The organism is Pseudomonas sp. RGM 3321 (assembly GCF_022836805.1).
Lineage (GTDB): Bacteria > Pseudomonadota > Gammaproteobacteria > Pseudomonadales > Pseudomonadaceae > Aquipseudomonas.
Genome location: NZ_JALHBH010000110.1, coordinates 65,903 through 79,073 on the forward strand (window position 1 = coordinate 65,903; position 13,171 = coordinate 79,073).

Below are 13,171 nucleotides of genomic sequence, written 5' to 3' on the forward strand. Positions count from 1 at the left end.
GCGTTGCGAGTTGTTTTTTCTCTTGATGTCCGTAGTAATTTTACTCTTTTCTGGAGATATTTTTACTTCATCGCAGTGAATTTTTACAAGAGCCCGGCAGGCTGGCAGTGTCGCTATCCAGTGAGTGCAATAACTTGCCTACCAGGGGGTCGACAGATGGCCAACTGCTAATGTTGCGTTTTTTCATGGCATCTGTAGTTTTAAAGCGTGGCCAGGAGAAGGGCCCATTTTGAAATTTACCAATGCAAGGAATGCATAATGAGTTACGAAGAAAAACTGTCTTTTCCAACGATTGAAGACGCAGATGCCTACTTTGAAGCGCTGCCAGCGTTGGGGACGGCTGAACAAGTATTTTTGCCTGAAGTACTGGCCTTTTCGAGTGATGGCACGTCAAGTAACAACGATAACTCTGCTGCGCAGGTTAATAAAGAATCGCCTGCAATCATCGCCTTTGCTGATGGTGTCAGTCCTGAGAACCGTGAGGCGGTCATGTTGTCCGTCGCCTTAGCTGAAACAGTTGCACACGGCAAAGCCAATATCAGTGACGACCCTATCCAATGGTTAGAAGAGTATTCCACCGCCATGCGCCATGGCGGGTGGCTCATGCTCGGTGGGCATGAGTATGGTGAGTACACCACTCGCAACCAGTCGCTGACCATGGATTCAATCGTGTTGGAGTTGATTGGTGCAGTTGCAGGTCCCAACAAGGCTGTGCTCATTGAATTGCTCAGTCTTACTCTGGATAAACTTCAGAACAACAAACCGCTCATGGCGCTGTTTGAGCGCAACAGTAAAAAAGGCGACACCTCGACGTTCCGCATCATGCCGTGCGTGGAGTCGGCAGGCGGCATTCCCGTTACCTACCTGTTGTCCATGCATTGCGATTACATGAGCGATTCAGGCGGCGCGTTGTTCTGGCAATGGTCGGTTTCCCGTCTGAAAATCAGACGCTTGGTGAAGGGCCTGAACTTCGACAAGGCCATGCATGAGCGTAACAAGCCCCGGATACTTACCTACCTGAAAAAAGACGCCGATGATTTCTTCGACAGCCTGAAGTAACGTTCAAGGGAGAGGTTGCCATCAGGTAACCTTGACCTTCCTGTCAGCGCAAGGATGCCTGCAATGAATGTCACGTCCGAAAAGATTATGCTATCTGGGCAGCTGCTGTCAGTTCGCAGTATGCCGTCTTCAGTCACTTTAAATGATATCAGCGACGCTTTGCTGTGTAGTCAGTTGTACGCTGATTCGAAAGCTGACAGGTTTGACGCGCCTGCGCTCTGGTATATGCGCTATGGAAAAGCGATGCAAGAGTTGAAGTGGACGTCGTCATACTATCAACGTTATGCATTCGAACCTGCGCCCCTTACAGGTATCTCCTGTGAGTGGCTAATAGAGCAGGGTGCCTCAAGTCATCCTTGGGATCTGGCCCACTTCAAGGCACTGTTGCGTTGTATGGCCCGTCTGGCACCCGATGATAATCTCGCCAGCTTGTTCCACCGATCTACTGTGAAAGAACGTGTCGAAAAGCCAGGGGCTTCGACGATTACCTTGCAACTCAGCACGCTGGATGAAGCGGCCACGCTGACGTCTTTGTTCATGACGTTTACTACCACTGATGAACTAAAACCCAATGCGTACCGCCAAGTGTTTGCTTCCGGCTCGATCATGGGTGAGATCGACATACGGTGTTCCAGATACACCTGGGACATCAAGGGCTATGAGCAAGTGCGCGAGAAAATACAGGCATTTCTTTCCGGGAAAAAAGACGGTTTGATACTGCCTTTGCGTTGCGGTCCTTCCGCAAAAAAGAGTGATGAGCAAGATTAAGGCTGCGGTCTTGCTGGCGGGGCATAGTCCGAGGTCCTGTTTAGTAGCGAAGCAACAGATGAACACTCTATCAAGCGGCTGACGGTCTGCAGACCCTGATCATCCGCACATACGCTCTACACGGTTGGAGAGGTCGAAGCGCCTCTCCGAACTTCAGGCTCGCCATCGCGAAATGAACGGCGCACTGCCTGCACCTTTCCGAATATATCCGCTTGATCTCGCCTGCATCGAAAATTACTCCCGTACACAGGCCTGCTTGGCTAACGCTGCTTTCCCGGCTTGGCGCCGTCGTCCTTTGCGCGCGGGACGAAGGATCAATTCGGCATGCGGATCATGATGCTGATCGGTTCTTTTCTGACCTGTACCGTTTCTCACGACAGCGGCGGCTCGGGGTACACATCGCACAGGTATGGCGACAAGCTTACAACTTGGGCCGGTGATAGGTCAGAGCAGTCCGCAGGGTTTGTGGGATCATGCTAAGTTCTGGCGTGATTTCGAGTGCCCGAGCCGTGATTCCGGCTCATGAACCTGAGCGAAACAGCTTTCTTCGAGCTACCAGGTACGTAGCTTTTTTCCGAGCCGCATACAGCGATTTCGTTCCACCCTTGCGTAGCCGGGGCGAAAGCGCTGTGCAAGTTTTCGCTCACTTCAGTGAGAGTGGCAGCATGACGCCACAGAGCCACACGCTCCATGCACAGACATGCTGAACAAACAGCCTGATTTATTTCGCTAGTCTCGTGCTGTCCATCAGGACGCATGAATTAAAGGACTAATGAAATGAAAAAGGAAACCCCTACTATGAGCACCACCGATAACCTGGATTACCTCGCAGCCTGTGAACTGGCTGAATGCTCCCCGCCATTGGCAGCCGCAGCCGTTCGTAATGCTCAGTCGCGTCTGGTGGGCGGCGATGCGACTAGGGCAGCCGCAAGTGATGAGGGTGCTGAAGCCGCAGTCGTAGCAGGCGGTCTGATCGCCTTTGCCGAGGGCGTGTCGCGACTTAACAAGGACGATGTCATGGACTCTTTTCTATTCGCTACCTTGGTAGCCAACAAGGAGTTCAATGCCGAAACCAATGGCGATCAGTGGTATGACACATTCAATAAAGTACTCTCCAAGATCGGCTGGCTGTCCACGCACTGGAACTACTCGCGATACAGGGCTGCGCAGCAACGCTTTACTATGGACGAGGTTGGTCTTGAAATTCTCGGTTCGGCCATCGCCGCCGCCGCATTGCCAGGCCCTGCCTCGCTGTTGATGCTCAAGGTCGCCGCTGATGCCGTTGCCGCCCTGAGTGCAAAAAAAGAGCCGTTGCGCCTGTTCGAGAACCAGACCAAGGCGCACCGTGGCGGCAGTTTTCGCATCGCCTCCTGCATCGAATCGGCAGATGGCACCGTCAATCTGGCCATGGGTGCGGTCACCTTTCAGACCGACAGCGATGTCACCAATGTTCTGTTCTGGGAATGGCAGGACACCAACGTCAAAACCTGGAAGGGCGAGGACAATCTTGTGCTCAACACCCGTCTGTACGCACGCCATCGCGAATTGGTTAAGCAAAAACTGGGCGACAGCGCCAAGAGTGCAATCGACGCGTTCGAGATCTGAATGGATTATTTGCGGAGACGCGTGTGGTCTCCGCTGCCGGGATAAAAGGAATTTGCCCATGAAGCAAAAACTGAACGCTGTGGTGGTCAACGCGGGTTGTCTGCTGTTTTTTCCTGAGCAGGGTCAGGCAGCCTCGCACAGCGATGTCATGGATTCGATGCTGTATGTGCAGTTGGCCGCATCGAAGAAACACCCGAAATTTGCCAGCTTCGATAAATGGAATGAAACCTGGCTGGCTGCGGCGATGAGTTTTGGCTGGATGCTGAAAGCCAGCGAGCATCTCAGTGAGCCTTTGCCGGTAGACGCTACCGAGACAATATGGAGCTGTGTCCGTCGAGTGCTCGCCGTGTCAGTCACACCAGAGTTGCTTGACCATGCAGAGCAGTGTTTGCGCAAGGCTTGCACACCGCCTTCCGGAAATCGGGCTATTCAACTGCTTGCCAACCAGGCACTGGAGCATGGAACGGATCAGGTCGGACAGGTGCAGAGCCTCGTGGCTTTGCAAGCAGGTTTGGTTGATGAACGGAATAATCTGACCCTGGTACAGCTCCATTTTGTAACCCGCCAGCCGCTGAGCGACGGCTTTCTGTTCGACGTTCTTGAGCCTGCAAATACGGTTGGCAACATCAGCCTGACCTTCTACTCCCTGCACCTGATGGATCTTGTGTACCTACAATTTCGCGACAAGATCAGCTCGGCGCTGGCTACAAGGCGTGTCAGCCTGATCGAGAAGTTAATTGAGGTTTCCGATGTCTGACCACGCCACAGCCGAAATCATCAGCCTGTAACGGTAGTCCGGCCCTCATGGAAGAGAGTAACGAAAAATGAGTACAGACACAGATAACGCCGCTTATCTGGGCAATATCCCCAGTATGGTGGCGTTTCTTCCGGGGTTATCGAGCGAAGAACGCAACGACCTTCAGGACGTGCTACTGGATGCGCAATTGTTCGCCGGCAAACAGTTCGATTTCAAGACGCAGTGGAACAGTTGGATGCATTACTACCGCAGCCGGCTCAAGGCGCGCGGCATACAGCAAAAAGGAGTGATTCTGGGGGACTCACTGGTCGTGAGCAACGTTGACGATTTGCTGCAGGCGACCTTCAAAATCAGCAACCCAGCAGATAGCAAGCGTCTTGGCGGCATGGTGCAACGTGCCTTCAGTGCGATGGGGGTAAATCAGGCCGCAGAGTCTTATTTTCAAGATGGTTTCTATCAAGGCCGTATGGGCAGTTTTCAGGTCGTACCCTGTGAAAAGTATGAGCCGAACCGGACACTTCTGTTGCTGTGCAGTCTGCACCTGAGTGTCGACGACCACGCCCCTGAGACGCGAAGGCTGCTGTTCCACTTCAAAGGCGGCAGTTACACCTTTGACAGAACTATCTACGCGGCCCATCGAGACAACGTGGCGCGTTATCTGGATGGCAAAGCACAAAGCATGGTTCGTTCGGCGTCTATCTGAGGCCGGATCAGGGCAGCAGATAACCTCTGATGCCGGTAAAAATGATCTGCGCCGCCAGTGCGCAGACGAACAGCCCCATCAGACGGCTGACGATCTGCAGGCCCTGATCACCGAGAATACGTTCGATACGGTTGGCGAGATAGAGCACCACCCCGACTGTCAGGCTGGCCAGGGCGATACTCAGGATGGCCGTGAGTTTGTCGTCCCAATGCGGCTGGCTCACGCCCATGACCAGCAACGCGCCAATGGTGCCGGGGCCTACGGTCAGCGGGATGGTCAGCGGAACGATGGTGACGTCCTGTTGGACGTTATCAGTCTGGACCGCAGACTTGCCCTGCGCCATGCCCAGTGCCGAGATGAACAGCACGCTGCCAGCCCCAATCCTGAATGCATCGACCGTGATTCCGAATACATCGAAAATCACGCGCCCGAACAGATACAGCAAGACGCTGGAAACCAGTGTCGCCAGCGCCACCTTCCAGGCCAGGCGCCGCTGTTCCTTGCGCGAGTGACCGCGAGTCAGGCTGATGAAGCAGGAAAGAACGAAAAACGGGCTGTAAAGCACCAGCATTTTCAGATAGACGCTGAACAACACGTGAAGCATGGCTTCGACTCACAGCAGCAGGGTGGATGGCAGTGCCAGTCTATCAGGCCACTGTGTGCCTTTCCCGTTACTGTCAGTTTTGTCGATACTGCTCACCGTCCGAAGACAGTCCGCGAGCCTTGTCGCGGTGCGCTACCCAGTGTTCGACCAGTTCGCGCAGTTGCGAAAGCTCGATAGGTTTGGCCATGTGACCGTCCATACCTGCCTGGCGCGCACGGTCCTTGTGCTCGGTGAGAATATGCGCGGTCAGTGCAACGACCGGTGTGCGCACTCGCTGATTGCCGACCTCCCATGCACGCAATTGCTCGGTGGCCGAGAAACCGTCGAGTATCGGCATTTCACAGTCCATCAGTACCAGATCGTAACGCTGTGCCTTCATGGCACGCAGCGCTTCTTCGCCGTTGCTCGCCGTATCGGGATTCAGGTTGAGCTTGCCGAGCATGCCACGGATCACTTTGGTCGAAATGCTATTGTCTTCGGCTACCAGGATCCGGAAGTCGCCCGGTACGCTGACCGGCGTATTGATGACCGGGCCGGGTTTTTGCGCGGCAACGCCCTTGTTCAACTGGGTCAGTTCATCTGCCAGCGTCGTCTTGAGCGTGTAGCCCGCCACCGGTTTGGCCAGAATGCGCTTGATACCGGAGTTGCGAGCAATGATCTTGCTTGGGGCATTGCTGATGCCGGTAAGCATGATCAACAGAATGTCGTGATTCAGACTCGGGTCTTCCTTGATCTTGGCGGCCAGTTGCATGCCGGTCATGCCGGGCATGTTCTGGTCGAGCAGGACCACATCGAAATAGTCGCGCAGATGCGCCTTGGTCCGCAGCAATGCCAGTGCCTCCTTGCCGGACGCCACTGCGCTGACATTCAGGCCCCAGGCGCTGCATTGCTGAACCAGTACCTTGCGGCAGGTATCGTTGTCGTCGACCACCAGCACTCTGGCATCTTTGAGCGGGCTGTCCAGATCGATGGTCGGCTGCTCCAGCAGCTTTGCGTCCAGCGGCAGATTCAGCCATAACGTGTTGCCTTGGGTGCCGCTGTTCTGAATACCGAATTCGCCGTCCATCAGGATGATCAACTGGCGGGCGATGACCAGCCCCAGGTGACCACCGAGCCTGCTGCTGGCCAGGAAATTCCGGCTGTGCAGTTCAGCGTGCAGCAACTCTTCACGTTCTTCGTCGGAAAGCGATTCACCGCTGTCCTGCACCGAAATACGCAAACGCGTCTTTCCGTTTTTCGAAGACTCAAGGGCGACGGCCAGAAGAATTTCACCTTCGTCAGTCTTCTTCAGGGCGTTTTCCAGAAGGCTCAATAGCGTCTGGCGCAGGCGAGTCGGGTCGCCATTGATAACGCGTGGCACCTGGGGCTGGATCTGGCTGATCAGCTCGACCTGCTGCTGCTCGGCCTTGGCGCGGAAGATGTTCAGGCAGTCCTCGACCAGCGCACCGATGTCGAACTGCACATCGTCCAGTTCAATCTGCCCTGACTCGAGCTTGGTGATGTCCAGAATCTCGTTGATCAGCGTCAGCAGTTCGTTACCGGCACTGTGAATGGTCTGCACATAGTCGCGCTGCTTGACTGACAGCGGCGTGCCGAGCAGCAGTTCGGTCATGCCCAGCACGCCATTCATGGGCGTGCGAATCTCGTGACTGATCTTGGCCAGAAATTCGGCTTTGGCATTGATTTCGGCGGTACTGGCAGCCTGATCGCGGCTGAGGCTGAAACGGTCTTCGGTGATGCTGCGATGGCGTTCGCTAAGGGCCAGGCTCATCGACAGACCGCTGATGCAGAACACGCTGAGCAGCGCGAGTATCAGCCACTGTGGCGGCACCAGACTCAGCCACAGCAGGCCCGGCAGAACCACCATGTAACCAATATTGAAGATGATCATCCCGAGGACAAACAGGCGCGCCGAACGATAGCCCTTCTGCCAGTGCCACATAGACACCGCCAGAATACTTAACGTCGTCAACGAGACCAGGCCGAAGGTCAGAATGTTGATCGGCAGTCTGTCGTCCAGCAGTACCAGCACACTGCCGATGCCCATGAGCACGGCGTTGCCCAGCAACAGGCGATCCAGTTTGCGGGCGTTGCGATGGACGAAGAAGCAATAGGTGTAGATCAGGCCTGCAACGGCCGCCAGCAACAGCGCAATGTGCGCACTGGGGGTCTGTGCGATATTCCACGGGTCAATCGGGCGGAGCAGGTTAAGCAGCAACAGGGCACTGAGCCCGAGCAGTGCTTCGCAGGCGGCGAGCCATAGATTGCTACGCGACCGTGTATGCCCGTAGCGCGTCAGGTTCTGCACGATCAGCATCGACAGCGCACCGAAAAGCAGCCCGAACAGGAATGATTCGGTCTCGTCGGCGGCGCTTTTGATGGCCGGCTCCAGGGTAATGCTGGGGCGCATTTTCTGGGTGGAGACCAGCTTCAGATAGATATCCAGCGTGTTTGAACTCTGCGGGATCGGCAGCAGAAAATCGTTCGAAGGCAGACGCTGATCTTCCTTGGGCACCTCGGTGCCGGTGCGCAGGTGATCAATCTGTTGATCGCCGTCCATGACATACATGTCCGCGCTTGCGAGGTCCGGAGCGAAGATGCGCAGAAGCTGCTCGTGCTGGGTAGGCAGCAGGCGGTAATGCAGCCATACCGCACTGTCACGTTCCGCCGCAGTGACACGTTCCAGCTCGATAGGACTGAATTGATTCTGATAGCGCGCCGAACGAATTTCATCCAGCGTCAGGTGGGCCTTCTCGTCGAGCAGCGTAGACCATCCTGCGCCATGCTCGGCCTGTGCCGAAAGCATGAACAGCAGGGTCAGCAGTCCAGCAATTGAGGCTATGGCAATCCTGAGCCAGCGCACAATGAAATCCCTTCGTGAGTGAATGCCGGGTAAAACCGCGAATGCCGGGTCAATCGGCCTGCCTCTGATTGAAGAGGCAGGCCTGATTGATTATTCCAGCTCTTCGCCACGCTCACGGGCAATGGCACGGTAGCCAATGTCCTTGCGATAGAAACATCCTTGCCAATCAACCTTGGCAGCCAGCGCATAGGCATTTTGCTGCGCGTTGCCAACACTGTCACCCAGTGCTGTAGCACACAGTACACGACCGCCGCCGGTCACGACACGATCATCCTGCAAGGCAGTGCCCGCGTGGAATATCTTGCCTTCAAGCTGTGCTGCAGCGTCCAGACCTTCGATGACTGCGCCTTTGGCGTAATCGCCAGGGTAGCCACCGGCGGCCAGGACGATTCCCAGGCTTGGACGGGGGTCCCACTGTGCTTCGATCTTGTCCAGTGCCTGCGCCAGTGCCGCTTCAACCAGCAGTACCAGACTCGATTGCAGGCGCAGCATGACCGGCTGGGTTTCCGGGTCGCCGAAGCGGCAATTGAATTCGATGACTTTCGGGTTGCCAGCTTTATCGATCATCAGACCAGCATAGAGGAATCCGGTGTAAACATTGCCTTCATCAGCCATGCCCCTGACGGTCGGCCAGATAACCAGATCCATGACACGTTGATGAACTTCGGCGGTGACCACCGGGGCAGGGGAGTAAGCCCCCATGCCACCGGTGTTCGGGCCGGTGTCGCCGTCGCCGACGCGCTTGTGATCCTGGCTGGTGGCCATGGGCAGCACATTCTTGCCGTCGACCATGACAATGAAGCTGGCTTCTTCGCCATCGAGAAACTCTTCGATGACAACGCGCGAACCGGCTTCGCCAAAGGCGTTGCCAGCCAGCATGTCACGTACGGCATCTTCGGCTTCTGCCAGGGTCATGGCGACGATCACGCCCTTGCCTGCCGCAAGACCGTCGGCCTTGATGACTATCGGAGCGCCTTTTTCACGCAGATAGGTCAGGGCAGGCTCGATCTCGGTGAAGTTCTGATAGTCGGCAGTGGGGATCTTGTGGCGCGCCAGGAAGTCCTTGGTAAACGCCTTGGAACCCTCAAGCTGCGCAGCTCCGGCGGTCGGACCGAAGCAGTCCAGACCACGGCTGCGGAACAGGTCGACAACACCTGCAACCAGCGGCACTTCAGGACCGACGATGGTCAACGAAACGTTCTTTTCAGCGAAATCCGCCAGTTGCTCCAGTGCCAGAACGTCGATAGCCACGTTCTCGCACTTGGCTTCGATGGCCGTGCCCGCGTTGCCCGGTGCGACAAACACCTTCTGCACACGTGGGTCCTGAGCGACTTTCCATGCCAGGGCGTGTTCACGACCGCCGCTGCCAATGATCAAAACATTCATTTCAAAAACCTCGATGACGCTGATTCTGGAGTACGCGGTGTGCCTGGGCGACCCAACCGCCGTACGAGGCCGTAATGGCGCAGCAGACGCCTGCGCCAGTGCGGCCGTTTTTCTGATTAGTGCCTGAAATGGCGCATGCCGGTGAAGACCATCGCGATGCCTGCTTCATCTGCTGCCGCAATCACTTCGTTGTCACGCATCGAACCGCCGGGCTGGATGACGGCAGTGATGCCGACCTTGGCCGCGTTGTCGATACCGTCACGGAACGGGAAGAACGCATCGGAGGCCATGACCGCGCCCTGCACCTGCAACCCGGCATGCTCGGCCTTGATGGCGGCGATGCGTGCCGAGTTCACGCGGCTCATCTGACCTGCGCCGACGCCGACGGTCTGGCGGTTGCGGGCGTAGACGATGGCGTTGGACTTGACGTACTTGGCGACTTTCCAGGCAAAGATCAGGTCATGCATTTCGTGTTCGGTAGGGGCCCGCTGGGTAACGACCTTGAGGTCCGCCTGAGTGATCATGCCGATATCACGGCTCTGTACCAGCAAGCCGCCATTCACGCGTTTGTAGTCCCAGGCAGGCAGACGCTCGCTCCACTGGCCGCTGATCAGCAGGCGCACATTGGCTTTGCCGGCCACGATGGCACGCGCTTCGGCGCTGACGCTTGGCGCGATGATCACTTCGACGAACTGGCGCTCGACGATGGCCTTGGCCGTTGCTGCGTCCAGCTCGCGGTTGAAGGCGATGATGCCGCCAAATGCCGATTCGGAGTCGGTGGCATAGGCCAGCTCGTACGCCTGACGAATGCCGCCTTCATCATCCGGGCAGACCGCGACACCGCATGGGTTGGCGTGCTTGACGATCACGCAGGCCGGTTTGACGAAGCTCTTGACGCATTCCAGCGCGGCGTCGGTATCGGCGACGTTGTTGAACGACAGTTCCTTGCCTTGCAACTGGGTGGCCGTGGCAATGCCGACCTCGGCAGGTTTGGCTTCAACGTAAAACGCCGCGCTCTGGTGCGGGTTCTCGCCGTAGCGCATTTCCTGGGCCTTGACGAACTGGGTGTTGAAGGTGCGCGGGAACTGACTGCGGCCTTCGGTACTCAGGGTTTCGGCAGTCTGGTCGACGCCGCCCAGGTAGTTGGCGATCATGCCGTCGTAGGCGGCGGTGTGCTCGAACGCCTTGAGCATCAGGTCGAAGCGCTGTGCGTAGGTCAGGCCGCCAGCCTTGAGGCTTTCCAATACCTGGCCGTAGTCACTGGCGTTGACCACGATTGCGACATCTTTATGGTTCTTCGCAGCGGAACGGACCATGGTCGGGCCGCCGATATCGATGTTTTCGATGGCGGTCGGCAGGTCGCAGCCCGGTTTGGAGACAGTGGCTTCAAACGGATACAGATTGACGGCAACCAGATCTATCGGCTTGATGCCGTGCTCGGTCATGATGGCGTCGTCGATGCCACGACGACCCAGAATACCGCCGTGGATCATGGGGTGCAGAGTCTTGACCCGGCCATCCATCATTTCAGCGAAACCGGTGTAGTCAGCCACTTCAACTGCCGCGACGCCGTTGTCCTTGAGCAGTTTGAACGTACCGCCAGTGGAAAGAATCTCGACGCCCAGCGCTTCAAGCTCGCGGGCAAACTCAAGGATTCCTGTCTTGTCGGATACGCTGATCAGGGCGCGACGGATAGGCAGGCGGGTAGTCTGGTCGGTCATCTCGATTTCCATCAAAAGCAAAAGAAGTCAGCAAAAAAAAGCGACCGCGGTGCAAGGTCGCCTTTTCTGTTTTGAATGCTTTAAAGCAGATCGTACTGTTTGAGTTTCTTGCGCAGCGTGCCGCGGTTCAGTCCCAGCAGCTCGGAAGCCTTCGTCTGGTTGCCCTTGACGTAGTTCATCACGCTTTCCAGAAGCGGAGCCTCGACTTCCGACAACACCAGGTTGTAGACGTCAGTGACGGATGCGCCTTCGAGGTGGGCGAAATAATTGTGCAGCGCCTTCTCGACACTTCCGCGCAGGGTCTGGCCCTCTTCGCTCGGCGTGTTGAGGTGCTGTTTCAAATTGACGTTGTCGCTCACGGGTGTTGTTCCACTCACTAAAGTCTCGGTCATCATCGTCATGCGGCCACCTCTTTATCATTCTCGTTATCCGGGCCCTTGCAGCCTTGGCTGAAGAACTCCCGGACGTTGGCGCACTGTGCATCCGTATCTTCCAAACGATTGAAGTGGGCGCGAAACTCTCTGGCGCCCGGCAGGGTTGCGAGATACCAACTGACGTGTTTGCGTGCAATACGCACGCCCATCACATCTCCATAGAAAACGTGGAGCGCTGCCAGATGCTCAAGCAGAATACGTTCCACTTCACTCGACTGCGGGGCCGGGAGTTTTTCTCCGGTACGCAGGAAGTGTTCTATCTCGCGAAAAATCCAGGGACGCCCCTGGGCGGCCCTGCCAATCAGTAACCCGTCTGCGCCGGTGGCCTGTAGCACGCGCCGGGCTTTTTCGGGTGAATCGATGTCGCCATTGGCAAACACCGGTATCGACACTGCCTGTTTGATCATGGCAATGGTGTCGTACTCGGCTTCGCCGGTGTAAAGGTCGGCACGGGTTCGCCCGTGTACCGCCAGTGCCTGAATACCGGCCTGCTCGGCGATTTTCGCCACCGTCAGACCATTTCGGTTGTCGCGATCCCATCCGGTGCGGATCTTCAGCGTGACCGGCACATCGACAGCAGCCACGACGGCCTGCAGGATGTCGTTCACCAGTTGCTCGTCTTTCAACAGCGCCGAGCCAGCCGCCTTGTTACAGACCTTCTTGGCCGGGCAACCCATGTTGATGTCGATGATCTGGGCACCCAGTTCGACATTGGCACGTGCTGCGTCTGCCAGCATCTGCGGATCACCACCGGCGATCTGTACCGAGCGCGGCTCGGGATCACCTTCGTGGATCATGCGCAGACGCGATTTGCGGCTGTTCCACAGGCTCATGTCACTGGTAACCATCTCCGAAACCACCAGACCGGCACCGAGTCGTCGGCACAGCTGACGGAAAGGCTGGTCGGTGACGCCCGCCATCGGGGCGAGGATCAAGCCGTTTTGCACTGTATATGGGCCGATGCGTACTGCCGACATAGCCTTACCTGTTGTGGAGGCCAAATCATCCGCAGGCCGTGTAAAAAACCGTTTCACCCGGTCTGCAACGGTCCGTCCCACCAGCCGCATGCGCCACCGTCAGATCGAACCGAGAGTTTGAAAAAGGGTTGGCATGATACCCGCTCTCGATGACTGGATAAAGGCTGAATTGGATAAAATCTGAACAGCTCGTTGCGGCGCTTGCAGGGAACGATTACACGGCATTTAGCACTATAAATTCTGCGATCATGCAGCGTTCCCTGGCATAACGAGCCTGTATTGGATCAAGTAAAG

11 protein-coding genes are annotated in these 13,171 nt (G+C 56.6%); 5 read left to right on the forward strand and 6 right to left on the reverse strand.

What is annotated here, in order from left to right; genetic code table 11:
• The first annotated feature begins 258 nt into the window (after positions 1–258).
• The 5 genes from RGM3321_RS14355 to RGM3321_RS14375 all read left to right on the forward strand — a co-directional run bounded on the left by RGM3321_RS14355 (position 259) and on the right by RGM3321_RS14375 (position 4,892).
• Positions 259–1,059, forward strand: coding sequence for a hypothetical protein (locus RGM3321_RS14355; RefSeq protein ID WP_244393595.1), 801 nt, complete (start codon positions 259–261; stop codon positions 1,057–1,059).
• 63 nt (positions 1,060–1,122) lie between these two features.
• A complete protein-coding gene (locus RGM3321_RS14360) occupies positions 1,123–1,827 on the forward strand; it encodes a hypothetical protein (RefSeq protein ID WP_244393597.1) in 705 nt (234 codons plus the stop codon).
• 777 nt (positions 1,828–2,604) lie between these two features.
• Positions 2,605–3,432 (forward strand): hypothetical protein, encoded by an 828-nt coding sequence (locus tag RGM3321_RS14365; RefSeq protein WP_244393598.1) that lies wholly within the window; start codon positions 2,605–2,607, stop codon positions 3,430–3,432.
• 58 nt (positions 3,433–3,490) lie between these two features.
• Positions 3,491–4,189 (forward strand): hypothetical protein, encoded by a 699-nt coding sequence (locus RGM3321_RS14370; RefSeq protein WP_244393600.1) that lies wholly within the window; start codon positions 3,491–3,493, stop codon positions 4,187–4,189.
• 67 nt (positions 4,190–4,256) lie between these two features.
• A complete protein-coding gene (locus tag RGM3321_RS14375; RefSeq protein WP_244393601.1) occupies positions 4,257–4,892 on the forward strand; it encodes a hypothetical protein in 636 nt (211 codons plus the stop codon).
• Positions 4,893–4,899: 7 nt separating this feature from the next.
• Here the strand turns inward: RGM3321_RS14375 and RGM3321_RS14380 are convergent, their stop codons facing one another.
• The 6 genes from RGM3321_RS14380 to dusB form a co-directional block, all read right to left on the reverse strand.
• On the reverse strand, positions 4,900–5,496 hold the full coding sequence (locus RGM3321_RS14380) for a MarC family protein (protein ID WP_244393602.1): 597 nt from the start codon (positions 5,494–5,496) through the stop codon (positions 4,900–4,902).
• A gap of 73 nt (positions 5,497–5,569) precedes the next feature.
• Positions 5,570–8,359 carry a hybrid sensor histidine kinase/response regulator RetS gene (gene retS / locus RGM3321_RS14385; protein ID WP_244393603.1) on the reverse strand — a complete coding sequence of 930 codons (2,790 nt, stop codon included), beginning with the start codon at positions 8,357–8,359 and terminating at the stop codon, positions 5,570–5,572.
• Between the two features lie 90 nt (positions 8,360–8,449).
• Positions 8,450–9,745 carry a phosphoribosylamine--glycine ligase gene (purD, locus tag RGM3321_RS14390; protein ID WP_244393605.1) on the reverse strand — a complete coding sequence of 432 codons (1,296 nt, stop codon included), beginning with the start codon at positions 9,743–9,745 and terminating at the stop codon, positions 8,450–8,452.
• A 116-nt stretch (positions 9,746–9,861) separates the two neighbouring features.
• Positions 9,862–11,466 (reverse strand): bifunctional phosphoribosylaminoimidazolecarboxamide formyltransferase/IMP cyclohydrolase, encoded by a 1,605-nt coding sequence (gene purH / locus RGM3321_RS14395; RefSeq protein ID WP_244393606.1) that lies wholly within the window; start codon positions 11,464–11,466, stop codon positions 9,862–9,864.
• 80 nt (positions 11,467–11,546) lie between these two features.
• On the reverse strand, positions 11,547–11,867 hold the full coding sequence (gene fis, locus RGM3321_RS14400; protein ID WP_002555375.1) for a DNA-binding transcriptional regulator Fis: 321 nt from the start codon (positions 11,865–11,867) through the stop codon (positions 11,547–11,549).
• Entirely contained in the window at positions 11,864–12,877 is a 1,014-nt protein-coding gene (gene dusB, locus RGM3321_RS14405; RefSeq protein WP_244393607.1) for a tRNA dihydrouridine synthase DusB, read from the reverse strand. The genes fis and dusB overlap by 4 nt, the downstream gene beginning before the upstream one ends.
• Between the last annotated feature and the right edge of the window lie 294 nt (positions 12,878–13,171).